Source organism: Pantoea sp. E956-1, from assembly GCF_982223955.1.
This window is the reverse complement of record NZ_CEUYZP010000002.1, coordinates 121914-147711: the sequence shown is the minus strand read 5'-3', so window position 1 is coordinate 147711 and position 25798 is coordinate 121914. Positions and strand designations below refer to the sequence as shown.

Below are 25798 nucleotides of genomic sequence, written 5' to 3'. Positions count from 1 at the left end.
GAGCACCTGTCCGAAAAACGCTTACGCGTTTCCCTTCACGTTGAGTTTAAGTTCCGCTGCAAAGGATAGCATGCGATTAAGCGGCAGTAACGCCGCCTCACGCAGCGTCTCATCCACCTGAATCTCATGTTCCACCCCACCCGACTCCAGCGCCTCTGCGATGGCTTTAAGGCCGTTCATCGCCATCCAGGGACAGTGAGCACAGCTGCGGCAGGTGGCACCTTCACCGGCGGTCGGCGCTTCAAGCAACTCTTTATCCGGCACCGCCTGCTGCATTTTGTAGAAAATGCCGCGATCGGTCGCCACAATCATCTGCGGATGCGGCAGGGATTTGGCGGCCTGAATCAGCTGGCTGGTCGAGCCGACCGCATCCGCCTGATCGACAATCGCCTGCGGTGACTCAGGATGCACCAGCACTGCCGCGTCGGGATAGAGCGCTTTCATGCGCTGCAGCGCCTGGGTTTTGAACTCGTCGTGCACAATGCACGCACCCTGCCAGCAGAGCACGTCCGCGCCCGATTTTTGGGTAACGTAGCGACCAAGATGGCGATCCGGCGCCCAGATAATTTTTTCGCCCAGACTGTCGAGGTGCTCAATCAGCTCGACCGCAATGCTTGACGTCACCACCCAGTCGGCCCGCGCTTTTACCGCCGCCGAGGTATTGGCATAGACCACCACGGTGCGATCGGGATGGGCGTCGCAAAAGGCGTTAAACTCTTCAATCGGGCAGCCGAGATCCAGTGAGCACTCCGCCTGCAGTGTCGGCATCAGGACGGTTTTCTCCGGGCTAAGGATTTTGGCGGTTTCCCCCATAAAGCGCACGCCCGCCACCAGTAGTGTCGTCGCCGAATGGTTGCTGCCAAAGCGTGCCATCTCCAGCGAGTCGGAAACGCAGCCGCCCGTCTCTTCTGCCAGCGCCTGAATTTCCGGATCGGTGTAGTAGTGTGCCACCATCACTGCGTTTCGCGCCTTCAGCAGCGCTTTAATTTTCTCACGGTAGAACGCCTTCTCGTCGTCACTCAGGCGGGCGGGTTTGGCCGGAAAGGGATAAACGGCGCTTTCAGGATCGAACATCACACTCATGACACAGCTCTCGTTTTGTCTAATTAACGAAAATCGCCTGTTCTGGCGACTTATGGCGTCGAATCAGCCATCTTGTTTTATATGCTAAACACGATAGCGGAAAAGCCTGGCTGTGTCGTGCGATATTTATTCTGTCTGCATCACAGCGCCGATCCTGCCGGGCTGCGTTTCATCTGCCAGTACCAGCGGTTTTTGCGGCGCTTCCAGTGCCAGCAGAAAGGCTTTGATATCCAGCCCGCCCGCAAAGCCAGTCAGCTTGCCGTTGGCCCCAATCACGCGGTGGCACGGTGCGACAATCGAGAGCGGATTACGCCCATTGGCCGCCCCGACGGCTCGCACCGCCAGCGGATGGCCGATCTCCCGCGCAATCTGGCTGTAGCTGCGCGTCTCACCAAACGGGATAGCCACCAGCGCCTGCCAGACTTTTTTCTGAAACTCAGTGCCGACAAAATCGAGCGGCAGTTCAAAGCAGCGACGAGCACCGGTGAAGTACTCGCTGAGCTGACGCTCAGTTTCGATCAGAATGGGATGATCGTCATCGCGCGTTTGCGGCAAAAACCGGGTGCGTTTCGGATCGTCGTTTTCCCACAAAATACCCGCCAGGCCGCTATCGCTGGCGACCAGTTTCAATTCACCCACCGGGGTGACTATCGGTTTGAAGTAGTACATGGTGATTCTCCCGTCACGGTTCTGTCGCCTATTATCGCACTTTTCATCAGCCTGACTGGCTGTTTTCGGTCATGGCGATAAACTGTTGTGCTGTCCGAAAACAGCCAGTCTGCCGGGATTCACCGGTGTAGGCTGCGCTTATTTACCGGAGAACTGCCATGCTCGATCCCGACATTGCCTATCAGGCGCTGACCTCTCGTGATACCCGCTTTGACGGCGTTTTCTTTGTTGGTGTGACCTCAACCGGTATCTATTGTCGTCCGGTCTGCCCGGTCAAAGCACCTATGCAGAAGAACTGCCTTTTCTTCAGCAGCGCCGAAGCGGCGGAGAAAGCCCGCTTTCGCCCCTGCCTGCGCTGTCGGCCCGAACTGGCACCCGGTAATGCGCCGGTTGATCAGCCGCACCGTGTGGCGGAGCGACTGGTTCAGCGTATCGAGGAAGGCATGCTGGAGGAACGTGAAGGACTGGAGGCGATTGCCGCTGAATTCGGTATCAGCCTGCGTCAGCTACGCCGTATCGTGCAGCAGGAGCTGGGTGTCTCGCCGCTGGAGCTGAAGCAGACGCGGCGCATGCTGCTGGCTAAACAGCTGCTGACCGAAACCCGGCTGCCGATTATTGACGTTGCCTATGCCAGCGGCTTTGGCAGCCTGCGGCGCTTTAATGATGTCTTTCAGGCGCGTTACCGCATGACGCCAGGCGCGCTGCGCAGAGACGATACGGGCACTCAGTGTGCGCAGCCCGGCGACCGCGTGACGCTGCGGCTGGCCTATCGCCCTCCCTACGACTGGGCGGCGATGCTCTGGTTTTTACAGACGCATCTGATGAAAGAGGTCGAGGCGGTGGAAGATGGCAGCTGGCGACGCACCGTGGTGCTGGGCCGCTGCCGGGGCTGGGTCTCTGTTTCGCATCTGCCGCAAAAGAATGCGCTGCAGGTGACGCTCTCAACCTCGCTGACGCCGGTTCTGCCTCTGCTGCTGCGCCGTCTGCGCGATCTGTTCGATCTCGACGCACAGCCGCAGCGTATCGCCGCCTGTCTGGCGCAGGACCCACTGCTGGCACCCAGCCTGATCTCGCATCCGGGTCTGCGTGTGCCTGGCGCATTCGACGCCTTTGAGCTGGGCGTACGCGCCATTATCGGCCAGCAGGTGACGGTCAAAGCGGCCACCACGGTCAGCAGCCGTTTTGCCGCCGCCTTTGGCGAACCCTGTGAGACGCCGTTCGCCGATCTGACCCGCTACACCGCCCATCCTGAACGCATCGCCGGACTGACGGTAGACGATGTCGCGCCGATGGGGATTGTCAGTGCCGCCCGCTCCCGCGCCATCATCGCCTTTGCAAATGCCTGCGCCAGCGGAGATCTGCGTCTCAGCGCCGCTCAGGCGCCAGACGAGGTCATCAAAAAACTGATCAGCCTGCCGGGCATTGGTCCCTGGACCGCGCACTATATCGCGATGCGCGCCCTGCGCTGGCCGGATGCCTTTCCCAAAGAGGATATTGCCATCCGGAATAACCTGGGCGGCATGTCATCGAAAGAAGCGGAGGCGCGATCGCAGTCATGGCGTCCCTGGCGCAGCTATGCGGTGATGCATATCTGGGAGAGCCTGGCAGTGGCAAAGGCAAAGAAAAAGCCGTGACGGCGAGACTGGGGGGCAAATCTGCCAGCAATACAGAAGCTCTACGCGCAGGGAAAAGGGTCGGAAGAGGAAAGCGTCCCGCCGCCCGGATAAAAACGCCGGGAGCGTTTTTGAACAACGCAGAGCGTTGGCCCGGCTACGGGCGCACCTCAGGGATGAGGTGCGTAATCGCGCGGCCCGAGCAGGTCAGGGATTGGCTTTAGCGTCTTTCCGATCTGACCCTGTTCTCTGCGCAGGCTCGATCTCACAGCGGCTTGCGGCAAACTTCATCGACAACTTTAAAAACCAATCACGTTTTGCTTTGAAAAAGTAATCAGATACCGCAGAAACGAAAAAAGCGCCCTGAGGGCGCTTCTTTCTTAATTGGTGGGTCGTGCAGGATTGCCTCGGCCCATCCGGGGCCTCGCCCTTCGGGTGATGCTGTCGCATCAGCCTGAATCGCCAGGCGATTCAGTCGAACCTGCTGCAGGTTCTCACCCTGCACGAGAAACGCCATGCCGCAGAAACGAAAAAAGCGCCCTGAGGGCGCTTCTTTCTTAATTGGTGGGTCGTGCAGGATTCGAACCTGCGACCAATTGATTAAAAGTCAACTGCTCTACCAACTGAGCTAACGACCCGCTGGGGGCTTACAACCGTTCAACACGCCAGGGCGGCTGAGATAAGATGGTGGGTCGTGCAGGATTCGAACCTGCGACCAATTGATTAAAAGTCAACTGCTCTACCAACTGAGCTAACGACCCATCTTAGGTTGTGAAGCAATGCTGAAGTGTTCTTCTTAAAACTGCGCGGTAAAAGCGCGTCTGAGGAAGATGGTGGGTCGTGCAGGATTCGAACCTGCGACCAATTGATTAAAAGTCAACTGCTCTACCAACTGAGCTAACGACCCATCTTCAGGCTTACCAGACACTTTGCAATGTGTCCCGGCAACGGCGGCATATATTACTGATTTAGCGGGGTAGCGCAACTCTTATTTCTGCTAAATGCTTCAGTTGCTTACCTTTCATACGGCAAGACCAGAAATCACACGATATCTGGCCTGAACCGTACAGATTACAGACTTGTCAGACGTTTTTGCGCCTGTTTAGCAGATTCGGTGTCTGGATAAAGTTTGATCACCTGCTGGAAGACCGCTTTAGCTTTCGCTGTGTCTTTTTTCTCCTGCATGATGACGCCCACTTTCAACAACGCTTCTGCAGCTTTCGGCGACTTCGGATAGTTTTTCACTACCGTGGCGTAATAGTAAGCCGCGTCGTCCTTTTTGCCTTTGTTATAGTTCAGCTGTCCCAGCCAGTAATTGGCGTTCGGCTGATAGGTCGAATCCGGGTAACGCTTTACCCACGCCTGGAGCGCGCTGATCGCCTGGTCATACTGTTTCTTCTCCAGAATCAGCGCCACAGCCGCATTGTAATCGCTGTTAGCGTCACCGGTCTGCGCAGGTGCGCTATCCGTTGATGCTGCCGCGCCTGCGGTTGCTGCTGCGCCGGTATCCGCTGCGGCATTACTGCCAGTTGCCTGCTGACCGCCGCTGGTGCTGGCGCTGCTCAGGCTGTCAATCTGCTGGTAAAGCTGCTTCTGCCGCTCAACCACCTGATTCAACTGATACGTGTTTTGCTGGATTTGCCCACGCAGCGCGTCGATATCACGCTGGTTATCGCTCATCTGCTGCTGCAATTGCTGCATCAGCTGTGCCTGGGCATTAGAAATTCGTTCAAGAGTGGTGACACGGTCTTCGACCGAGCCGGAGCCAACGCTACTGATTGACGCTTGGGCATTAGCGGCCCAGGGGGCCGCTACGCCAATCAGTAACGACAGACTCAACAGATGATGTCTGAAGTTACTAACCATGTGATTCTCTTAGTAGACCAGAACGGCACGACGGTTTTTAGAATACGCTGCTTCGTCATGACCCAGAACGGCTGGCTTCTCTTTACCGTAAGATACGATAGACATCTGATCAGCCGACACGCCTTTGCCCTGCAGGTACATTTTAACCGCGTTAGCACGACGTTCGCCCAGGGCGATGTTGTATTCCGGCGTACCGCGCTCATCCGCATGACCTTCGATGGTCACTTTGTATGACGGGTTGCTGCGCAGGAAGGTTGCATGCTGATCCAGCATCTGTGCGTAATCAGACTGAACGTCATACTTGTCCAGGCCGAAGTACACGATGTTGTTCTGCTGCAGCTGCTGCATCTGCAGACGAGCCTGCTCGTCAGAAGACATGTTGCCGCCGTTGCCGTTCATGCCAGAATTTGCACCGTAAGCGCCGCCATCAGCGCCCATGCCAGTCTGGTCATTGTTGTTGTTCTTGTGTGAGCTACAAGCCGCTACTGCCAGAACCGGCAGAGCCAGCATCAAACCCTTCAGCACTTTGTTCAGTTGCATTTCAAAAATCCCATTATTGTTTATTGTTTGTGATGTCTGAATTGTCAGACATTACAGATACGGCGACCAGGCAGGAAATTTTACCTGGCCATCAGTTGCCGGAAGACGCGCTTTGAAACGGCCGTCGGTAGAAACCAACTGCAACACGGAACCCATACCCTGAGTAGAGCTGTAGATTACCATTGTGCCATTGGGTGCCAGGCTCGGCGTTTCATCCAGGAACGTGTCCGTTAACGTTTGAACGGCTCCCGTTTCCAGATCCTGTTTGGCGACGTGTTGAGCACCACCGTTGGTGCTAATCATCACCATAGACTTACCATCTGTTGCGACATCCGCATCCTGGTTCTGACCGCCTTCCCAGGTAATACGTTGTGGCGCGCCACCGTTAAGTCCGACTTTGTAGATTTGTGGAGCACCAGCCTGATCGGAGGTGTAAGCCAGCGTCTGGCTGTCCGGGAACCAGGTCGGTTCGGTGCTGTTATAGCGACCATCGGTAATCTGACGCGTCTGACCTGAGGCCAGATCCATCACATAGAGGTTCAGGCTGCCGGTTTTAGAGAGCGCAAACGCCAGCTTAGAGCCATCCGGCGAGAACGCTGGGGCGCCGTTGTGACGTGGATAGGAGGCGATCTGACGGATAGCGCCGTTCGACAGCGTCTGAACCACCAGCGCAGATTTGCCGCTTTCAAAGGTCACGTAAGCCACTTTGCTGCCATCCGGAGACCAGGCTGGCGACATCAGAGGCTGTGGTGAACGATGCACGACAAACTGGTTGTAACCATCGTAGTCAGCAACGCGCAGTTCATACGGGAACTGCCCGCCGTTGGTCTGCACCACATAAGCGATACGGGTACGGAAAGCGCCCTTGATACCCGTCAGCTTCAGGAACGTTTCGTCACTGGCCGTGTGAGCGGCATAACGCAGCCACTGCTTCGTCACTTTATAGCTGTTTTGTGCCAGCACAGTACCGGGTGCACCGCCAGTGTCGACCAGCTGGTACGAAACCTGATAGCTGCCATCCGGGTTAGACGCGACCTGACCGACGACCACGGCATCAATGCCGAGTGCACTCCACGCGGCAGGCTGAACTTCCTGCGCGCTGGCAGGCTGCTGTGGCAGACGCGAGCGATCCAGTGGATTAAATTTGCCACTGTTGCGCAGGTCAGCTGCAACGATGCCGCCGATATCTTCCGGCGCTGCGCCAGCACCGGCCCATTTAAACGGCACCACGCCAATCGGGCGCGCAGTGTTGACACCCTGGGTGATCTCAATTCGAACTTCTGCATGCAGCATGGCTGCCCACAGCAGGATAAAAAAGCCTAACGTAACGCGAAGAGCTTGCTTCATTTTATCTCCCTTATCTGAACCTCAGTCCACGATAATTGGCACTGTTCCTGGAAACCACGAGTACAACTTAAGTACGGCACGCTAAACATAGATCAACTTGCCGCCCGTTACTGCATTATTGCGGTTTAAAACGCATTGGGGCGTTTTTAAACACTTCGTAGACCGCCTGCGAAGGCGGCTTCGGAATACGTGCCTGTCTGGCGGCAGCAATCGCGGCCTGACAGAGCGCGGGATCGCCCCCTTCTGACTTAACATCAATCAACAAGCCATCAGGCGCAAGTTTAATCCGCAAATCACAGGTTTTTCCGCGATACAGATCCGCATCATAGAATCGGCTCTGAATCGCACTCACAACCTGACCCATGTAGGAGTTGATTTCCGCGCCTGATGCACCCGCTTTCTTCTGGTTTCCCTGCCCTGCCGCGCCGCCAGAGGTGCCGCTTTTCGGTGCATTTTTACCGGAAGCGAGTCCACCCAGCAAATCATCGACATCGCTGTCGTTGGCAGCATCGGCGGCGGCTTTCGCTTTAGCATCGGCTTTGGCCTTCGCTGCAGCATCGGCTTTGGCTTTGGCTTTCGCCGCGGCATCGGCTTTCGCTTTCGCGGCAGCTTCCGCCTTCTCTTTGGCGGCCTCTTTAGCCGCTTCCGCTTTCTCTTTTGCTGCTTCTGCGGCTTTTTCTTTGGCCTCAGCTGCTTTTTCTTTAGCCTCTTCAGCCGCTTTGGCTTTGGCATCCGCCGCCGCTTTCACTTTGGCCTGAGCCGCCGCTTTCGCATCTGCTTCAGACTTTGCCTTCGCTTCCGCAACGGCTTTCTCTTTTGCGGCAGCGGCAGCGGCGGCTTTCGCCTGCTGATCAGCCTGCTTCTTTGCTTCGGCTGCGGCCTGTTTAGCCTGCTCAGCCGCGGCTTTTGCCTGCGCATCTGCCTGGGCTTTTGCATCCGCTTTGGCTTTGGCAGCCGCCGCTTCCGCCGTTTTTTGCTGCTCCTGCGCCTGCTTAGCCGCGTCTTCGGCGGCTTTCTGCTGCTCAGCCTGCTGTTTCGCCTCTTCTTTCGCGGTTTCCTGCGCGGCTAAACGCTCTTTTTCCAGCGCTTTCAGACGCTGCTGTTCAGCAGCCTGTTTCTGTTGCAGCTCTTCAGCCTGCTGCTGCGCCTGCTTTTTACGCTGCTGCTCAGCCCGCTGGCTGTCACTTTGCTGGTTCTGCTGACGATTGTATTGACTCACGACGGCACCGGGATCGACCATCACTGCATCAATATCACTGCCTCCACCACCCGCACTGCTGGCGTCAATGTGCTCATTAAACGAGCTCCAAATCAGCAGCGCGATCAGCACGATATGCAGAATCACCGAAATGATTATCGCGCGCTTTAACTTCTCGTTTTGCTCGGTTGCCTTCGACACACTCGGTTCCCAAAAAACGGTTCGATTTTAAATCGGCTGCGTCATCAAACCGACAGATTTAACACCCGCCTGGTGCAGCAGGTTGAGCGCTTTAATAATTTCATCGTAAGGCACCTCTTTCGCGCCCCCGATCAAAAAGACCGTCTTAGGATTCGCTTCCAGCCGACGCTGCGCTTCGCTGATTACCTGCTCTGGCGGAAGTTGATCCATACGATCGTGATCCACGACCAGGCTGTACTGACCCACGCCCGCCACTTCGACAATCACCGGCGGATTATCATCGCTGGCAACGGTTTTCGAATCGGTCGCATCAGGCAGATCCACTTCCACGCTCTGGGTAATAATGGGCGCCGTTGCCATGAAGATCAGCAACAGCACCAACAGGACGTCCAGTAGCGGAACGATGTTGATTTCCGACTTCAGGTCGCGGCGTTTGCGACCACGTACTCTGGCCATCATTAACCTCTATTTACTTAGCGCTATCGCTGGAGAAAGCCTGGCGATGCAGAATGGCAGTGAACTCTTCCATGAAGTTGTCGTAGCCCTGCTCCAGTTTGTTCACGCGCTGATTCAGACGGTTGTACGCCATCACCGCCGGAATCGCGGCAAACAGACCGATAGCGGTCGCAATCAACGCTTCAGCGATACCCGGTGCAACCATCTGCAGGGTTGCCTGCTTCACCGCACCCAGTGCGATAAAGGCGTGCATGATCCCCCAGACGGTGCCGAACAGTCCGATATAAGGGCTGATAGACCCGACGGTACCGAGGAACGGGATATGGTTTTCCAGCGCTTCCAGCTCACGGTTCATTGAGATACGCATCGCACGGCTGGCACCATCAATGACCGCTTCCGGCGCATGGCTGTTGGCGCGATGCAGGCGGGCGAACTCTTTGAAGCCGGAATAGAAAATCTGCTCCGAACCGCCCAGCTCTTCCCGGCGCTCCTGGCTCTCCTGATAGAGGCGCGAGAGTTCGATGCCGGACCAGAATTTGTCTTCAAACGCCTCCGCTTCTCTTCCCGCCGCATTCAGAATACGTGTGCGCTGAATAATGATGGCCCAGGAGGCAATAGAAAAGCCGATCAAAATCAACATGATAAGTTTGACCAGAAGGCTCGCCTTCAGGAACAAATCAAGAATGTTCATGTCAGTCACTGCTTGAACTCCGCGACAATAGACTTGGGAAGCGCAATCGGCTTCATCAGATGTGGGTTAATGCAGGCAATCAGGACTTCTGCCTCATTGAGCACTTTGCCTTCAGTATTCACGATACGCTGCGTGAACGTCATGGTAGCCCGTGTCATTGATGTGACCTCGCTCTGGATCTCCAGAAGGTCATCAAGACGCGCCGCCGCCAGATAGTCCACCGATATACGCCGTACCACAAAAGCGATCTGCTGTTCTAACAGCGTCTGCTGATTGAAATGATGCTGTCGCAACATTTCAGTACGTGCTCGTTCATAAAAAGCGATATAGCTGGCGTGATAAACCACACCACCGGCATCAGTATCTTCGTAGTAGACCCGAACCGGCCAGCGAAACAGCGTTGTACTCACTCTACATCCCGGCCTCGTTTTAAACGTTGTTACTATACGCAAGAGAATTGGGGTTGGGAATGGCTCGTCAGAGCCAGGCGAAAATAATTATCACTCCGTAACAAACGGAACGATTTCAGGGAGATTAATTGACCAGACGCTGACAAAAATTCACTGCCAGCGCCGATGAGGCGGGGTCTTAAAGATAAAAACGGTAAAGCGCAATAAATAGCACCAGCATGGCGGGTAACGGGGTAAACAGCGCCTGCCATCGGGTTTGCTGTGGCCGGAAGCCCACACCGTGGATCACCCCACTGCAGACCGCCCAGATCAGCACCAGCCCCTGCAGAGCCGGTAACTGGCCAGCCTGGTTGGCGAAGCGTGTCGGATCCCACATCACGCCGCCTGCGGTCAGCAGCGCCAGCAGCAGTGAAAGGGCCCGTAACGGGCCCTTATCCATCAGATCATACAGCATCCGAATTGGCGTTCGCATCAGTGAGGCTCATCCTGCGCTTCAATGTGCTCAATCGCCAGCGCGGTCACGATACCAAAGGCACAGGCCAGCAACGTGCCGAGAATCCAGGCAAAATACCACATGCGACGTCTCCTTAATTAATAGAGTGAGTGACTGTTGCTTTCAATATGCTCTTTGGTGATACGACCAAACATCTTCCAGTAACACCAGGTGGTGTAGGCCAGGATGATCGGCACAAAGATAGCGGCGGCAACGGTCATGGTTTGCAGCGTCAGCAGGCTGGACGTTGCGTCCCACATGGTCAGGCTCACACCCGGCACCGTGCTGGATGGCATGATGAACGGGAACATCGCAATGCCGGCTGTCATGATGACGCAGGCCAGCGTCAGTGAGGAGAACAGGAACGCCCAGGCACCCTTCTCAACCCGCGAGCAGAGTATGGTCAGCAGCGGCAGCGCAGCGCCCAGCAGCGGGAACAGCCACAGCACAGGATGGTTCTGGAAGTTGACCATCCAGGCACCTGCTTCGCGCACCACGGTTTTGCCCAGTGGGTTAGACGCAGCGAAGTGATCCATGGTGCTGGTCACCACATAACCATCGATACCATATTTCACCCAGACGCCCGCCAGGATAAAGCAGACCATCATCACCAGGGCGGCAAGTTGTGCTGCGGTGCGTGAACGCAGATGCAGTTCGCCGGTAGTGCGCATCTGCAGATAGGTTGCACCCTGCGCCAGAATCATCGCCACACTGACCACACCCGCCAGCAGCCCAAACGGATTCAGCAGCTGGAAGAAGTTTCCGGTGTAGAACAGGCGCAGATACTCATCGGCATGGAACGGCACGCCCTGTAACAGGTTGCCAAACGCTACGCCAATCACCAGCGGCGGCACGAAGCTGCCAATGAAAATGCCCCAGTCCCAGGCACCGCGCCAGCGATTGTCTTCAATCTTAGAACGGTAATCGAAGCCAACCGGACGGAAGAACAGCGACGCGAGCACCAGAATCATCGCTACGTAGAAGCCAGAGAAGGCTGCCGCGTAGACCATCGGCCAGGCGGCAAACAGCGCGCCACCCGCGGTGATCAGCCAGACCTGGTTACCGTCCCAGTGGGGGGCGATACTGTTAATCATGATGCGACGTTCCGTATCATTCCGGCCCAGAATGCGCGTCAGCATCCCGACACCCATATCAAAACCATCTGCGACGGCAAAGCCAATCAGCAGTACGCCAATCAACAGCCACCAGACAAAGCGCAGAACTTCATAATCAAACATGGTCGCTCTCCTTATCCCTGTACCGGCTGGGTGATTGCCGTGATCTGCTCATGATGATAACGCCCGGTTTTCAGGCTGCTCGGCCCAAGGCGGGCGAATTTGAACATCAGGTACATCTCAGCCACCAGGAACATTGTGTAGAGTCCGCAGATCAGGATCATGGAGAACAGCAGATCGCCAACGGTCAGGGAGGAGTTGGCCACCGCAGTCGGCAGCACTTCACCGATAGCCCAGGGCTGACGACCATACTCCGCCACAAACCAGCCTGATTCGATAGCGATCCACGGCAGCGGAATACCAAACAGCGCCGCTTTCAGTAACCAGCGATTTTTACCGATGCGGTTACGCAGTACGCTCCAGAACGCCAGCGCGATAATGCCCAGCAGCATGACGCCACACAGCACCATGATGCGGAAGGCGAAATACAGCGGGGCGACACGCGGGATAGAGTCCTGCGTCGCCTGTTTAATCTGCGCTTCGGTCGCATCAGCCACGTTGTCGGTATAACGCTTCAGCAGCAGACCGTAGCCGAGATCCTGTTTGTGACTGTTGAACGCGTCGCGTACCGCCGGATCCTGGCTGCCACCGCGTAGCTCATTCAGCAGGGCATAGGCTTTCATGCCGTTGCGGATGCGCACTTCATGCTGTGCCATCAGATCTTTCAGGCCGGTGACCGGCGTATCGGTTGATCGGGTGGCGATCAGGCCCAGCAGCCAGGGGATCTGAACTGCGTATCGGTTCTCCTGAGTTGCCTGATCGGGCAGGCCAAACAGGGTAAACGACGCCGGTGCCGGCTGGGTTTCCCACTCCGCTTCGATAGCGGCCAGTTTGGTTTTCTGCACGTCACCCATTTCGTACCCTGACTCATCGCCCAGAACGATGACTGACAGTACCGCCGCCATGCCAAAGCTGGCCGCGATAGCGAACGAGCGTTTAGCAAAGGCGAAGTCACGGCCTTTCAGCATGTACCAGGCGCTGATGCCCATAATGAACATTGCACCGGTGGTATAACCGGCCGCCACGGTGTGAACGAATTTCACCTGCGCAACCGGGTTCAGCACCAGCTCTGCGAAGCTGACCATCTCCATGCGCATGGTTTCGAAGTTGAACTCAGAGGCGATCGGATTCTGCATCCAGCCGTTAGCTACCAGAATCCACAACGCCGACATGTTTGAGCCCAGCGCCACCAGCCAGGTGACTGCGAGGTGCTGCACTTTGCCCAGACGATCCCAGCCAAAAAAGAACAAGCCAACAAAGGTGGATTCCAGGAAGAACGCCATCAGACCTTCAATGGCGAGCGGCGCGCCGAAGATATCGCCGACATAGTGAGAGTAATATGACCAGTTAGTCCCGAACTGAAATTCCATGGTCAGGCCGGTGGCGACACCCAGCGCAAAGTTAATACCGAATAACTTGCCCCAGAACTTCGTCATATCTTTATAAATTTGTTTGCCGCTCAGGACATATACCGTTTCCATGATCGCCAGCAAAAACGTCATACCCAGCGTTAAAGGGACGAACAGAAAATGGTACATCGCCGTTAAGGCAAACTGTAACCGCGACAGCTCGACGATATCTAACATACGGACTCCTTGCTCCTCGCTTTGCCTCCGTCACGCGCGCGATCAGATCGAACGCAATCAGAGTCAGCAACGACTGTTTATTGATTCCAGTTTTTTATTACCCGCAGAACAGGTCTGTGAGCTGCCCGAACAGGCGAGTAGCGAATGAAGCAGCTCATAAAATTGTCAATCAGCGCTTTCATTAACGCGTGCTTTAACAGGAGGAAAGCGGGTGTTATCCCGGATTGAGCAGACGTTTGAAAATGTGTGTAAAAGGCTGGATTGATGCAGCGCAATTTACGCCTTTAGCGTTGCGCTTTGCCAGAGATATAGTTGGATATAAGTCGCGATTAATTGATCTGGATTAACGCAATAAGTTTCCAGATAAGGTCAGGTAGGTTTCTTGTTAATGAGGTGTCAATAATGAAATAAAGCGCGAAGTAATAATTTACCTTTGCCACTTTTCCTTAACGTCATGAGCCGTGAGCCGGTTATTTAACCGTGTATTCTTCTTTTTAGCTTCCTGCATTATACCGCGCATTTACAGGCATAAAAAAAGCCACCCGAAGGTGGCTTAGTCTCAGATGACGCTGACTTATTTAGCAGGTAATACGGCTTTAACTGCGTCACCGATATCCGCCAGGCTGCGGACGGTCTTCACGCCAGCCGCTTCCAGCGCAGCAAATTTCTCATCTGCTGTGCCTTTACCACCGGCAATGATGGCGCCAGCATGGCCCATACGCTTGCCTTTCGGCGCGGTGACGCCAGCAATGTAGCCTACAACCGGCTTGGTCACGTGCTCTTTAATGAAGGCTGCAGCTTCTTCTTCTGCGCTACCGCCGATCTCACCGATCATTACGATAACTTCAGTCTGTGGATCATCCTGGAACATTTTCAGGATGTCGATGAAGTTAGAGCCCGGGATCGGGTCACCACCGATGCCAACGCAGGTCGACTGGCCGTAGCCGATATCCGTGGTCTGCTTAACCGCTTCATAGGTCAGGGTGCCTGAACGTGACACGATACCGACGCGGCCCGGCTGGTGAATGTGACCCGGCATGATGCCGATTTTACATTCGCCTGGGGTGATAACGCCTGGGCAGTTTGGACCGATCATCCGCACGCCTGCTTCATCCAGCTTCACTTTCACGGTCAGCATATCCAGGGTCGGAATGCCTTCGGTGATGGTGATGATCAGTTTGATGCCCGCGTCGATCGCTTCCAGGATGCCATCTTTACAGAAAGGAGCCGGAACGTAGATCACGGTGGCGGTCGCGCCTGTTGCTTCTACCGCTTCGCGTACGGTGTTGAACACCGGCAGGCCGAGATGGGTCGTGCCACCTTTGCCTGGCGTTACGCCGCCAACCAGTTGGGTGCCGTATGCCAGCGCCTGCTCAGAATGGAAAGTCCCCTGGCCACCGGTGAAACCCTGGCAAATGACTTTGGTGTTTTTGTCGATCAGAATGGACATTATTTACCCTCCGCGGCAGCAACAACACGCTGTGCGGCGTCTGTCAGGCTGGTTGCTGCAATGATGTTCAGACCGCTGTCCGCCAGTTTCTGGGCGCCCAGCTCGGCGTTGTTACCTTCCAGACGTACCACAACTGGCACGTTCACACCCACTTCAGCGACTGCGCCGATGATGCCGTCGGCAATCAGGTCGCAGCGTACGATACCGCCGAAGATGTTAACGAATACGGCTTTAACCGCATCGTCAGACAGGATGATTTTGAAGGCTTCGGTCACGCGCTCTTTGGTTGCGCCGCCGCCGACATCAAGGAAGTTGGCCGGTTGACCGCCGTGGTGTTTAACGATGTCCATGGTGCCCATCGCCAGACCTGCGCCGTTAACCATACAACCGATGTTGCCTTCCAGCGCAACATAGTTCAGTTCCCACTGTGTCGCATGGGCTTCACGCGGATCTTCCTGGCTTGGATCGCGCATTTCACGCAGCTCTGGCTGACGGAACAGGGCATTGCCATCAGCACCCAGTTTGCCATCCAGGCAGATCAGGTCGCCCTGTTTGGTGATCACCAGCGGGTTGATCTCAACCATCGCCAGATCGCGTTCCAGGAACAGTGTCGCCAGACCCATGAAGATCTTGGTGAACTGACCAACCAGCTTGCCGGTCAGGCCAAGTTTGAACGCCAGCTCACGACCCTGATAAGGCTGCGGGCCAGTGAGTGGATCCAGCGCCATTTTGTGGATCAGGTGCGGGGTCTCTTCCGCCACTTTTTCAATTTCCACGCCGCCTTCAGTTGAGGCCATGAAAATTACGCGACGCGTTGCGCGATCGACCACAGCGCCCAGATAGAGCTCCTGATCGATATCGGTCGCCGCTTCAACCAGAATCTGGTTTACCGGCTGGCCGTTTGCGTCTGTCTGATAGGTGACCAGGCGTTTGCCCAGCCAGTTTTCAGCAAATGCGCGAATCTCTTCTTTGCTGTTAACCACTTTCACACCGCCCGCTTTACCGCGGCCACCGGCATGAACCTGACATTTAACTACCCACGGGCCTGCGCCAATTTTAGAGGCTGCTTCTTCCGCTTCACGTGGTGTAGTGCAGGCGTAACCCGTTGGTGCCGGCATGCCATACCGTGCAAACAGTTGTTTCGCCTGGTATTCGTGTAAGTTCATGATGTTCTATCCATTCAGGTCTGAAAAGAGTAATGAGGTTGGGCGCGCAGCAAGGCGCGCCCGGTGAAAATCAGACATCCAGCAGCAGGCGCGCCGGATCTTCCAGCATCTCTTTCACTGCAACCAGATAACCAACTGATTCACGGCCATCGATCAGACGGTGGTCGTAGGAGAGCGCCAGATACATCATCGGCAGCACCACAACCTGACCATTGACCGCCATCGGACGATCTTTGATGGCGTGCATGCCCAGGATGGCGCTCTGCGGTGGGTTGATGATCGGGGTGGACATCAGTGAACCAAAGACACCGCCGTTGGTAATGGTAAAGTTACCGCCGGTCAGATCCTCAACTGTCAGCTTGCCGTCACGGCCTTTCACTGCCAGCTCTTTGATTTTCTTCTCGATGTCCGCCATGCTCAGCGCATCCACGTCACGCAGGACGGGTGTAACCAGACCACGTGGCGTTGAGACCGCAATGCTGACGTCGAAGTAGTTGTGGTAAACCACATCTTCACCATCGATAGAAGCATTCACTTCCGGATAGCGTTTCAGCGCTTCAACAACCGCTTTGATGTAGAAGGACATAAAGCCCAGACGTACACCGTGACGCTTCTCGAAGGCCTCACCATACTGCTTACGCAGATCCATGATGGGCTTCATGTTGATTTCGTTGAAGGTGGTCAGCATCGCGGTGCTGTTCTTCGCTTCCAGCAGACGCTCAGCAACACGCTTACGCAGACGGGTCATCGGCACGCGTTTTTCGCTGCGGTTAGCCACTGGCTGCTGCGCGGCGGCCGCATCAGCAGCTGGCGCAGCGGCTTTGGCAGCCTGCGGTTTGTTGGCAAGATGTTTTTCAACATCTTCACGGGTCAGACGACCGCCAACACCGCTGCCTTTGATCTGCGAGGCATCAAGATTGTGCTCTGCAATCAGACGGCGGATAGCCGGGCTGAGCGCATCGTTGCTCTCTTCTTCCAGTGACGCAGTCTGACGCTGAGCCGGGGTAGACTCTTTGCTTTCAGACTTCGCGCTGCTCTCTTTACCGGCACTGTTGCCCTCTTTCAGACGGCCCAGGATCTGGCGGGAAGTGACGGTGGCGCCCTCTTCTTCCAGAACAGCTTCCAGGATACCGTCCGCAGAGGCTGGCACTTCCAGCACTACTTTGTCAGTTTCGATTTCGACCAGCACTTCATCGCGAGTGACTGCATCGCCTGGTTTTTTATGCCAGGTTGCCACAGAGGCATCGGCAACCGATTCAGGCAGGTCGGGAACGAGAATATCTACGCTACTCATTATCTTTCCTTTTAATTAATTAACGTTCAGCGCGTCATTAACCAGGTCTTGCTGCTGTTGTTGGTGTACGGACATGTAACCCACGGCCGGTGAGGCGGAGGCCGGGCGGCCTGCATAACGTAAGGTGGCACCAAACGGCACAACTTCACGGAAATGATGCTGACTGCAATACCAGGCGCCCTGATTCAGTGGTTCTTCCTGACACCAGACAAAATCCTGCACGTGAGCATACGCTTTTAATGCTTCCTGTACCGCGTGATGCGGGAACGGATAGAGCTGCTCGATGCGCACGATAGCCACATCAGTCTGCTCATTTTTACGACGCTGCTCCAGCAGGTCGTAATAGACTTTACCGGAGCACAGCACGACGCGTTTCACGCCCTGCGGATCCAGATCATCGACTTCGCCAATCGCAGGCTGGAAGCTGCCGTTAGCCAGTTCATCCAGCGTGGAGATCGCCAGCGGATGACGCAGCAGTGATTTCGGCGACATCACAATCAGCGGACGGCGCATACCGCGCAGCGCCTGACGACGCAGCATATGGTAAACCTGCGCAGGGGTAGACGGCACGCAGACCTGCATGTTCTGCTCAGCACAGAGTTGCAGATAACGCTCCAGGCGCGCAGAGGAGTGCTCTGGCCCCTGACCTTCATAACCGTGCGGCAGCAGCATGACCAGGCCACACATCCGGCCCCATTTCTGCTCACCGGAGCTGATGAACTGGTCGATAACAACCTGTGCACCGTTGGCGAAGTCACCAAACTGCGCTTCCCAGATGGTCAGGATGCGCGGCTCTGCGGTGGCATAACCATATTCAAAGGCCAGTACCGCTTCTTCTGACAGCACGGAGTCCCACACTTTGAACTGGCCCTGACCGCTGTGCACGTGGTGCAGCGGGGTATAGGTTGAGCCGTTCGCCTGGTTATGGACTACCGCGTGACGATGGAAGAAGGTCCCGCGACCGGTATCTTCACCCGACAGACGCACCGGAATGCCTTCATCAACCAGCGTGGCATACGCCAGGTTTTCCGCGCCGCCCCAGTCAAAGGCTTTCTCGCCTTCGGCCATCAGACGACGGTCGTTGTAAATCTTGGCAACACGCGACTGCACTTCCACCTCTTCAGGCACCTGGCTGATACGCAGCGCCAGCTCCTTCAGACGTTTCATGTCGACCTGAGCGGGGTAAGGTTCATCCCACTCATGGTTCAGGTAAGGTGACCAGGTAAAGGAGTGCAGGCTCATTGGACGCCATTCCGGCACCACACACTCGCCCGCATCCAGCGCGTCACGGTAGAGATTGACCATTTCGGTCGCATCTTCCTGCGTGGCAATGGCCTCACCTTCCAGACGGTCAGCATAAATTTTACGCGGCGTCGGGTGTTTTTTGATTTTCTGATACATCAGCGGCTGGGTCGCACTTGGCTCATCCGCCTCGTTGTGACCATGACGGCGATAGCAGACCAGATCGATAAACACATCACGCTTAAAGGTGTTGCGATAGTCGAGCGCCAGACGGGTCACAAACGCGACCGCTTCCGGATCGTCAGCATTGACGTGGAAAATCGGTGCCAGCACCATTTTGCCGATATCGGTGCAGTAAGGGGTCGAACGCGCATCTTTCGGGTTGGAGGTGGTGAAGCCAACCTGGTTGTTGATGACGATGCGAACGGTACCGCCCACTTCATAACCGCGCGCCTGTGACATGTTCAGGGTTTCCTGAACCACGCCCTGGCCAATCACGGCCGCATCACCATGAATGGTGATCGGTAAAACTTTATTGCTGGCGGGCTCATCCAGACGATCCAGACGGGCACGTACTGAACCCATCACCACCGGGCTGACGATCTCCAGGTGCGACGGGTTAAACGCCAGCGCCAGGTGAACCAGGCCGCCTTCGGTTTCCACGTCAGAGGAGAAGCCCATGTGGTACTTCACGTCACCGGTGCCCAGATGCTCTTTATGCTTACCGGCGAATTCGTCGAACAGATCCTGTGGCTTTTTACCCAGCACATTGATCAGCACGTTGAGACGGCCACGGTGCGCCATACCCAGTACGACTTCACGGGTTCCGCTCTTACCGGCATGACGGATCATTTCGCGCAGCATCGGAACCAGTGCATCGCCGCCTTCCAGCGAGAAGCGTTTGGCACCCGGGAATTTCGCTCCGAGATATTTTTCCAGCCCTTCGGCCGCGGTCAGCTCTTTCAGGAAACCTTTTTTCTCTTCATTGCTGAAGGCTGCACGGCCCGCGACTGACTCAAGACGCTGCTGAATCCAGCGTTTCTCATCAGTGTTGTTGATGTGCATATATTCTGCACCGATCGAGCCGCAGTAAGTCTGAGTCAGCGCCTCGAACAGTTCGGCCAGCTTCATGGTCTCTTTGCCAATGGCAAAAGAGCCGACGTTAAAGCTTTCCTGAAAATCGGCCTCGGTCAGATCGTGAAACGCGGGATCGAGATCGGCTACCCGGTCCTGTTTCCACAGACCAAGCGGGTCAAGATTGGCGTGCTGATGACCGCGGAAACGAAACGCGTTAATCAGCTGCAGCACTTTTACTTGCTTGGAGTTGGTTTCAGGATCGGAGACAGATGAGGTGTAACGAGATGCGTCTTTCGCCAGGCGACGGAAGTACTCACGTGTGGTGGAGTGAAACTGCTCAGGTTTCATTCCGGTGCCCGGTAACTGCTGGAACATCGAGCGCCACACTGCATCGACAGAGTCAGGATCGGTCAGGAAATCCTCATAGAGCTGCTCTATGTAAGACTGATTCGCGCCGGCCAGCCAGGAAGAGTCCAGCCAGGGCTTCATCGCGCTGTTCTGCATTGTGATCCCTTAAGCATTGCTATGCTTTTTTGAGGTTTCATTTGTTGCCGCTTTCGCGGTTTGCCGTAGTGAGTTCAGCGATACGAGCACTTTGCGCAGCGCGCGTGGCCCGTAAGGGAACCTTTGTAAACGTGGTAATCACCGCGCTTACAGAGGCTTCCGTAAAACACCGGGAACCTGAGGTTCCCGGCAGAAACTGCTTATGCGCCGCGCTGCAGCAGCATTGACTTGATATGGCCAATGGCGCGCGTCGGGTTCAGCCCTTTCGGGCATACGCTCACACAGTTCATAATGCTATGACAGCGGAATACGCTGAAAGCATCATTCAGATTGTCGAGACGCGCATCGGTTTCGGTGTCGCGGCTGTCAATCAGGAAGCGGTATGCGGCCAGCAGGCCAGCAGGACCAATGAACTTCTCAGGATTCCACCAGAATGATGGGCATGAGGTTGAGCAGCAGGCACAGAGTATACATTCGTACAAGCCATCCAGGTGTTCACGTTCATCCGGCGACTGCAGATGTTCACGAGCGGGCGGATTTTCCCCATTATTCAACAGGAAAGGCTTAATTTTCTCATACTGTGCATAAAACTGGCTCATGTCTACGACCAGATCACGCACCACCGGCAAACCTGGCAGCGGACGGATAACAATTTTCTGTTTGCCGTTGCCCAGTGCCGAAACTGGCGTAATGCAGGCCAGTCCATTTTTACCGTTCATGTTCAGGCCATCGGAACCGCAGACGCCTTCACGACAGGAGCGACGAAACGCCAGGGTCGGATCTTTCTCTTTCAGGCGAATCAGCGCATCCAGCAGCATCATGTCGCGACCATCTTCCGCTTCCAGGGTGTAATCCTGCATGCGCGGTTTGTCATCGACGTCCGGATTGTAGCGATAAATTGAAAACTCGAGTCTCATGATCGTCTCCGAAATTAGTAGGTACGCACTTTCGGCGGGAAGGCCGCGCGCAGTTTCGGCTGCATGTTCACCTCACGGCGCGTCATGCTTTCGGTTTCCGGGACATAAAGACTGTGGCACAGCCAGTTTTCATCATCACGATCCGGGAAGTCGAAGCGACTGTGCGCACCGCGGCTCTCGGTGCGATAGTTAGCCGCTACCGCTGTGGCGAAAGCCGTCTCCATCAGGTTATCCAGCTCCAGGCACTCAATACGCTGGGTGTTGAAATCCGGTGAGCGGTCATCCAGACGCGCTGACTTCAGGCGCTGGCGAATCTCTTTCAGCTCTTCCAGACCCTGTGCCATCGCTTCGCCCTCACGGAATACCGAGAAGTTATTCTGCATGCAGCGTTGCAGCGCTTTACGAATCTCAACCGGATCTTCACCCGTGGTATTGTTTTCCCAGCGGTTGAAGCGTGCCATCGCCACAGCGATCTCATCTTCGGTGGCATCACGCAGGTCACCCTGCTCCTGAATACTCGCCAGCAGATGCAGACCCGCTGCACGGCCAAAGACCACCAGGTCAAGCAGTGAGTTGCCGCCCAGACGGTTGGCACCATGCACCGATACACAGGCAATTTCACCGACTGCGAACAGGCCTGGAATCACCACATCTTCGCCCTGCTCATTGACGCGCAGCGCCTGGCCGGTCACTTTGGTCGGAATACCGCCCATCATGTAGTGGCAGGTCGGAATCACCGGAATCGGCTCTTTAATCGGATCGGCGTGCGCAAAGGTGCGTGACAATTCAAGGATGCCCGGCAGACGTGACTCAAGCACCTCTTTACCCAGATGATCCAGTTTCAGTTTGAGATGTGGACCCCACGGGCCATCACAGCCGCGACCTTCACGGATTTCAATCATCATTGAGCGCGCAACCACGTCGCGGCCCGCCAGATCTTTGGCGTTCGGCGCATAACGCTCCATGAAGCGTTCGCCATGTTTGTTCAGCAGATAACCGCCTTCACCACGGCAGCCTTCGGTGACCAGCACGCCCGCACCGGCGATACCGGTTGGGTGGAACTGCCACATCTCCATATCCTGCACCGGTACGCCCGCACGCAGTGCCATCCCTACGCCGTCACCGGTGTTGATGTGTGCATTGGTGGTGGACTGGTAAATACGGCCCGCGCCGCCGGTGGCCAGAATGGTCGCTTTCGCTTTGAAATAAACGGTTTCGCCGGTTTCGATGCAGATAGCGGTACAACCCACGACTGCGCCATCAGCGTTTTTCACCAGATCCAGTGCATACCATTCAGAAAAGATAGTGGTTTTGTTTTTCAGGTTCTGCTGATAAAGAGTGTGCAGCAATGCATGACCGGTACGGTCAGCCGCCGCCGCCGTACGTGCCGCCTGCTCGCCACCGAAATTCTTTGACTGGCCACCAAACGGACGCTGATAGACACGACCGTCTTCCAGACGCGAGAAAGGCAGACCCATGTGTTCCAGTTCCAGAATCGCTTCCGGGCCGGTTTTACACATATATTCAATCGCGTCCTGGTCACCGATATAGTCGGAGCCTTTGACGGTGTCGTACATGTGCCATTCCCAGTTATCTTCGTGGGTATTACCCAGCGCAACGGTAATACCGCCCTGCGCAGATACGGTGTGGGAACGGGTCGGGAAAACTTTAGATAACAGGGCACAGCTCTGGCCGCCCTGGGAGATTTGCAGTGCGGCTCGCATTCCTGCGCCACCTGCGCCGATTACCACGGCATCGAACTCTCTGATTGGCAAACTCATTTACACACCCCACACCACAACAAATCCATAAATCGCATACCACAACAGCGCCACGACAATCACAAACTGCAACAACAAGCGGGTTGGCATTGATTTAACGTAGTCTGTTAACACCTGCCACATGCCAATCCAGCCGTGGATCAGAATGGAGAACAGCGTCAGCAGCGTGAACACTTTGGTGAATGCGGAAGCGAAGAAGCCACGCCACAGGTCATAAGTCAGCGTGTCTGTCATCACCACGAAACCGAGGATGTAGACGATGTAGAGCGTAATGAGAATTGCAGTTGCCCGCAGCAGCAGCCAGTCCTGAATGCCGTTGCGACCCAATGCGGATGCATTGCTTACCATACGAGGACTCCCGCCAGAATTGCCAGCACGACAGTGATCACAAAAGTCATATGAGCGGAACGCTTACCAACCTGCAGCGTTTCGGCCAGATAACCAAAATCCATCAACATATGACGAATCCCGCTCACCGCGTGATAGGCCAGCGCTGTTAAGATGCCCCACATGATGAACTTCGCGAAGAAGCCATCCATAATGGTCGCAGCGTGCTGGAAACCTTCAGGAGAGGAGAGAGAGAGACCGAGCAGCCACAGCAGGATGCCAATGGCAACCAATGTGATTACGCCGGAGACGCGGTGAAGAATGGACGATATTGCAGTAACGGGAAACCGGATCGTCGAGAGATCCAAGTTGACAGGTCTTTGTTTTTTCACGGTTTTGCCCACACAGCTCTTTTTTATTTTGCTTCCTCCGGACCTGAGGCGGAGTCTAATCACAACGCGTGGCAGACTTTAACCGTCACCAAAAAAGCAACATCCAGTGTTAGTTGACGCGGTAGTAAACGCTGGGTGGCTCCTGGTGTCAGGGTGTTCCGGAGACCTGCCTGGAGTATAGGAGGATCACATTCTGATTACAATTCCCCTACAAACTCTTTGGTATATTTTAGGTGGAACAGTGATCCTACTCACGATTTTCACAATTGATACAATTTTAATTATCTGATTTGACAATAGTTCAACAATTCAGTTACAAACTAAGCCTGTAAATTCCTATGATGCGCAAAAGTTATGGGGATACACTTTCCCCTAAGCGCAAGTTATGTAACATTGCGATAATGAGCTTTAAAAAGCATCAGGTTATTGGTTACCAAGAAGTTATGTCCTGACCGGATCTTTAACAACCGCGATATGCAGCATGTCCATGGCTCACCGGTTCCCACTGGGAACGCGCCGCTCACTCTGTACCCTGCACCCGTTTTATCCCCGCAGAGTGATACTGTGTAGTTTTGCCAACCGCAACATGAACGCGTTTCAGGTGTCTAAAGATCCTTACCTACATAAGGCGCTATGGAGACGAAAATGACAGATAAAAAAGTAACGCTAACCCTGCAAGATGGAACATCTATTGAACTGGACGTGCTGAAAGGTACGCTGGGCCAGGATGTCGTTGATGTCCGCACTCTGGGTTCAAGTGGCCTGTTCACCTTCGATCCCGGTTTTACGTCTACCGCGTCCTGCGAATCTGCAATCACCTTTATCGATGGGGATGAAGGTATCCTGCTGCACCGCGGTTTCCCTATTTCCGATCTGGCGACCCACTCTAACTATCTGGAAGTCTGTTACATCCTGCTGAACGGCGAAGCACCAAACCAGAAACAGTTTGATGAGTTCCGCACTACGGTTACGCGCCACACCATGATTCATGAGCAGATTACCCGCCTGTTCCACGGCTTCCGTCGTGACTCTCATCCGATGGCGGTAATGTGCGGTGTTACAGGTGCACTGGCTGCGTTTTACCATGATTCGCTGGATGTAAACATTGAGCGCCACCGCGAAATCGCGGCATTCCGTCTGCTGTCTAAAATGCCGACGATGGCAGCAATGTGTTACAAATATTCTATCGGCCAGCCGTTTGTCTATCCGCGCAACGATCTCTCCTATGCGGGTAATTTCCTGCATATGATGTTTGCCACGCCGTGCGAAGAGTACAAAGTGAATCCGGTACTGGAACGCGCCATGGACCGCATCCTGATCCTGCATGCTGACCATGAGCAGAACGCTTCAACCTCTACCGTTCGTACCGCTGGTTCAAGCGGCGCGAATCCGTTTGCCTGTATCGCCGCCGGGATCGCCTCCCTGTGGGGACCGGCGCACGGCGGTGCCAACGAAGCGACCCTGCGTATGCTGGAAGAGATCAGCACCGTTGAGCACATTCCGGAATTTGTTAAACGTGCCAAAGACAAAAATGACTCCTTCCGTCTGATGGGCTTTGGTCACCGCGTTTACAAAAACTACGATCCACGCGCGACCGTGATGCGCGATACCTGCCATGAAGTCCTGAATGAGCTGGGTATGAAGGATGACCTGCTGGAAGTGGCGATGGAGCTGGAACACATTGCGCTGAACGACCCGTACTTCATCGAGCGTAAACTCTATCCAAACGTGGACTTCTACTCCGGTATCATTCTGAAAGCGATGGGTATTCCATCCTCCATGTTTACGGTGATCTTCGCGATGGCCCGTACCGTTGGCTGGATTGCACACTGGAAAGAGATGCACGACGAAGGCATGAAGATTGCCCGTCCGCGTCAGCTCTACACCGGTTATACCGAGCGCGAATTCAGCTCACAGCTGAAAAAGTAAGGCTCAGTGGATAGCGGAGAGGGATCTCCGCTCAGCCAGTTGAGAAGCCCACATAAGGGCGCATCTGGCAGCAATGAAGAAGTTTAACGCGCAGGGAACACGGTCAGAAGAGGAAAGCGTCCCGCGCCATGGACAAAAACGCCGGGAGCGTTTTTGAATAACGCAAAGCGTTTACCCGGCTACGGGCGCACCTCACGGATGAGGTGCGTAATCGCGCGGGCCGAGCAGGTCAGGGATGACGGCTTTTGCGTCTTTCCGATCTGACTGTGTTTCCTGAGCAGGCTCGATCTCACCGCAGACCAGAACTACACTACCCCGCTTTTGCTTTCTT

At 55.3% G+C, this 25798-nt stretch carries 23 protein-coding genes, 3 tRNA genes and 1 other RNA gene; 2 read left to right on the top strand and 25 right to left on the bottom strand.

The genetic code is table 11. The features are described from left to right. Positions 1 to 21 precede the first annotated feature (21 nt). Together nadA and AC0T7J_RS08200 are read right to left on the bottom strand one after the other, a co-directional pair. Complete coding sequence (gene nadA, locus AC0T7J_RS08205) at positions 22 to 1083, bottom strand: quinolinate synthase NadA (protein ID WP_473793387.1); 1062 nt, start codon at positions 1081 to 1083, stop codon at positions 22 to 24. A gap of 126 nt (positions 1084 to 1209) precedes the next feature. After that, on the bottom strand, positions 1210 to 1752 hold the full coding sequence (locus tag AC0T7J_RS08200) for a methylated-DNA--[protein]-cysteine S-methyltransferase (RefSeq protein ID WP_473793386.1): 543 nt from the start codon (positions 1750 to 1752) through the stop codon (positions 1210 to 1212). A gap of 158 nt (positions 1753 to 1910) precedes the next feature. On the opposite strand from AC0T7J_RS08200, the gene AC0T7J_RS08195 reads away from it, so the two are divergent. Further along, on the top strand, positions 1911 to 3386 hold the full coding sequence (locus AC0T7J_RS08195; protein WP_086905433.1) for an AlkA N-terminal domain-containing protein: 1476 nt from the start codon (positions 1911 to 1913) through the stop codon (positions 3384 to 3386). Positions 3387 to 3750: 364 nt separating this feature from the next. On the opposite strand, the gene AC0T7J_RS08190 is transcribed toward AC0T7J_RS08195, so the two are convergent. The 23 genes from AC0T7J_RS08190 to sdhC all read right to left on the bottom strand — a co-directional run bounded on the left by AC0T7J_RS08190 (position 3751) and on the right by sdhC (position 23550). Then, a non-coding RNA gene (locus AC0T7J_RS08190) (RtT sRNA) lies at positions 3751 to 3884 on the bottom strand. Between the two features lie 43 nt (positions 3885 to 3927). After that, positions 3928 to 4003: transfer RNA gene (locus AC0T7J_RS08185), tRNA-Lys, on the bottom strand. A 47-nt stretch (positions 4004 to 4050) separates the two neighbouring features. Further along, a tRNA-Lys gene (locus tag AC0T7J_RS08180) sits at positions 4051 to 4126 on the bottom strand. A 70-nt stretch (positions 4127 to 4196) separates the two neighbouring features. Further along, positions 4197 to 4272 (bottom strand) — tRNA-Lys (locus tag AC0T7J_RS08175). Between the two features lie 164 nt (positions 4273 to 4436). After that, positions 4437 to 5231 (bottom strand): cell division protein CpoB, encoded by a 795-nt coding sequence (gene cpoB / locus AC0T7J_RS08170; RefSeq protein ID WP_473793383.1) that lies wholly within the window; start codon positions 5229 to 5231, stop codon positions 4437 to 4439. A 9-nt stretch (positions 5232 to 5240) separates the two neighbouring features. After that, positions 5241 to 5771: a peptidoglycan-associated lipoprotein Pal gene (pal, locus tag AC0T7J_RS08165; RefSeq protein WP_010260771.1), complete on the bottom strand. Its 531-nt coding sequence runs from the start codon at positions 5769 to 5771 to the stop codon at positions 5241 to 5243. A 51-nt stretch (positions 5772 to 5822) separates the two neighbouring features. Then, positions 5823 to 7118 carry a Tol-Pal system beta propeller repeat protein TolB gene (gene tolB / locus AC0T7J_RS08160; protein WP_010260769.1) on the bottom strand — a complete coding sequence of 432 codons (1296 nt, stop codon included), beginning with the start codon at positions 7116 to 7118 and terminating at the stop codon, positions 5823 to 5825. A gap of 115 nt (positions 7119 to 7233) precedes the next feature. Then, a complete protein-coding gene (gene tolA / locus AC0T7J_RS08155; protein WP_473793381.1) occupies positions 7234 to 8517 on the bottom strand; it encodes a cell envelope integrity protein TolA in 1284 nt (427 codons plus the stop codon). Positions 8518 to 8544: 27 nt separating this feature from the next. Next, on the bottom strand, positions 8545 to 8973 hold the full coding sequence (gene tolR, locus AC0T7J_RS08150) for a colicin uptake protein TolR (RefSeq protein WP_010260764.1): 429 nt from the start codon (positions 8971 to 8973) through the stop codon (positions 8545 to 8547). Positions 8974 to 8986: 13 nt separating this feature from the next. Continuing rightward, positions 8987 to 9673 (bottom strand): Tol-Pal system protein TolQ, encoded by a 687-nt coding sequence (tolQ, locus tag AC0T7J_RS08145; protein WP_010260762.1) that lies wholly within the window; start codon positions 9671 to 9673, stop codon positions 8987 to 8989. Next, positions 9670 to 10074: a tol-pal system-associated acyl-CoA thioesterase gene (gene ybgC / locus AC0T7J_RS08140; RefSeq protein ID WP_010260759.1), complete on the bottom strand. Its 405-nt coding sequence runs from the start codon at positions 10072 to 10074 to the stop codon at positions 9670 to 9672. Before ybgC ends, tolQ begins: the two co-directional genes overlap by 4 nt. A 178-nt stretch (positions 10075 to 10252) precedes the next feature. Next, positions 10253 to 10546 (bottom strand): cyd operon protein YbgE, encoded by a 294-nt coding sequence (ybgE, locus tag AC0T7J_RS08135; RefSeq protein WP_473793379.1) that lies wholly within the window; start codon positions 10544 to 10546, stop codon positions 10253 to 10255. Further along, positions 10546 to 10650, bottom strand: coding sequence for a cytochrome bd-I oxidase subunit CydX (gene cydX, locus AC0T7J_RS08130; protein ID WP_010260755.1), 105 nt, complete (start codon positions 10648 to 10650; stop codon positions 10546 to 10548). The genes ybgE and cydX overlap by 1 nt, the downstream gene beginning before the upstream one ends. Before the next feature lie 15 nt (positions 10651 to 10665). Next, positions 10666 to 11805 (bottom strand): cytochrome d ubiquinol oxidase subunit II, encoded by a 1140-nt coding sequence (gene cydB / locus AC0T7J_RS08125; protein WP_473793376.1) that lies wholly within the window; start codon positions 11803 to 11805, stop codon positions 10666 to 10668. A gap of 11 nt (positions 11806 to 11816) precedes the next feature. Continuing rightward, positions 11817 to 13388: a cytochrome ubiquinol oxidase subunit I gene (gene cydA / locus AC0T7J_RS08120; protein WP_473793375.1), complete on the bottom strand. Its 1572-nt coding sequence runs from the start codon at positions 13386 to 13388 to the stop codon at positions 11817 to 11819. Between the two features lie 574 nt (positions 13389 to 13962). After that, positions 13963 to 14838 carry a succinate--CoA ligase subunit alpha gene (sucD, locus tag AC0T7J_RS08115; protein ID WP_010260744.1) on the bottom strand — a complete coding sequence of 292 codons (876 nt, stop codon included), beginning with the start codon at positions 14836 to 14838 and terminating at the stop codon, positions 13963 to 13965. Beyond that, positions 14838 to 16004: an ADP-forming succinate--CoA ligase subunit beta gene (sucC, locus tag AC0T7J_RS08110; RefSeq protein ID WP_003853151.1), complete on the bottom strand. Its 1167-nt coding sequence runs from the start codon at positions 16002 to 16004 to the stop codon at positions 14838 to 14840. Before sucC ends, sucD begins: the two co-directional genes overlap by 1 nt. Before the next feature lie 70 nt (positions 16005 to 16074). Further along, on the bottom strand, positions 16075 to 17298 hold the full coding sequence (gene odhB / locus AC0T7J_RS08105) for a 2-oxoglutarate dehydrogenase complex dihydrolipoyllysine-residue succinyltransferase (RefSeq protein WP_010260740.1): 1224 nt from the start codon (positions 17296 to 17298) through the stop codon (positions 16075 to 16077). A gap of 15 nt (positions 17299 to 17313) precedes the next feature. Next, entirely contained in the window at positions 17314 to 20121 is a 2808-nt protein-coding gene (gene sucA, locus AC0T7J_RS08100) for a 2-oxoglutarate dehydrogenase E1 component (RefSeq protein WP_010260738.1), read from the bottom strand. A gap of 200 nt (positions 20122 to 20321) precedes the next feature. After that, complete coding sequence (locus tag AC0T7J_RS08095) at positions 20322 to 21038, bottom strand: succinate dehydrogenase iron-sulfur subunit (RefSeq protein WP_031593670.1); 717 nt, start codon at positions 21036 to 21038, stop codon at positions 20322 to 20324. Between the two features lie 14 nt (positions 21039 to 21052). Further along, positions 21053 to 22819, bottom strand: a complete 1767-nt coding sequence (sdhA, locus tag AC0T7J_RS08090) for a succinate dehydrogenase flavoprotein subunit (RefSeq protein WP_086905426.1) — start codon at positions 22817 to 22819, stop codon at positions 21053 to 21055. Continuing rightward, on the bottom strand, positions 22820 to 23167 hold the full coding sequence (gene sdhD / locus AC0T7J_RS08085) for a succinate dehydrogenase membrane anchor subunit (protein ID WP_473793371.1): 348 nt from the start codon (positions 23165 to 23167) through the stop codon (positions 22820 to 22822). Further along, positions 23161 to 23550, bottom strand: a complete 390-nt coding sequence (gene sdhC, locus AC0T7J_RS08080; RefSeq protein ID WP_473793369.1) for a succinate dehydrogenase cytochrome b556 subunit — start codon at positions 23548 to 23550, stop codon at positions 23161 to 23163. The genes sdhD and sdhC overlap by 7 nt, the downstream gene beginning before the upstream one ends. A 633-nt stretch (positions 23551 to 24183) precedes the next feature. Here sdhC and AC0T7J_RS08075 point away from each other — a divergent pair. After that, on the top strand, positions 24184 to 25467 hold the full coding sequence (locus AC0T7J_RS08075; RefSeq protein ID WP_473793367.1) for a citrate synthase: 1284 nt from the start codon (positions 24184 to 24186) through the stop codon (positions 25465 to 25467). The last annotated feature ends 331 nt before the right edge of the window (positions 25468 to 25798 follow it).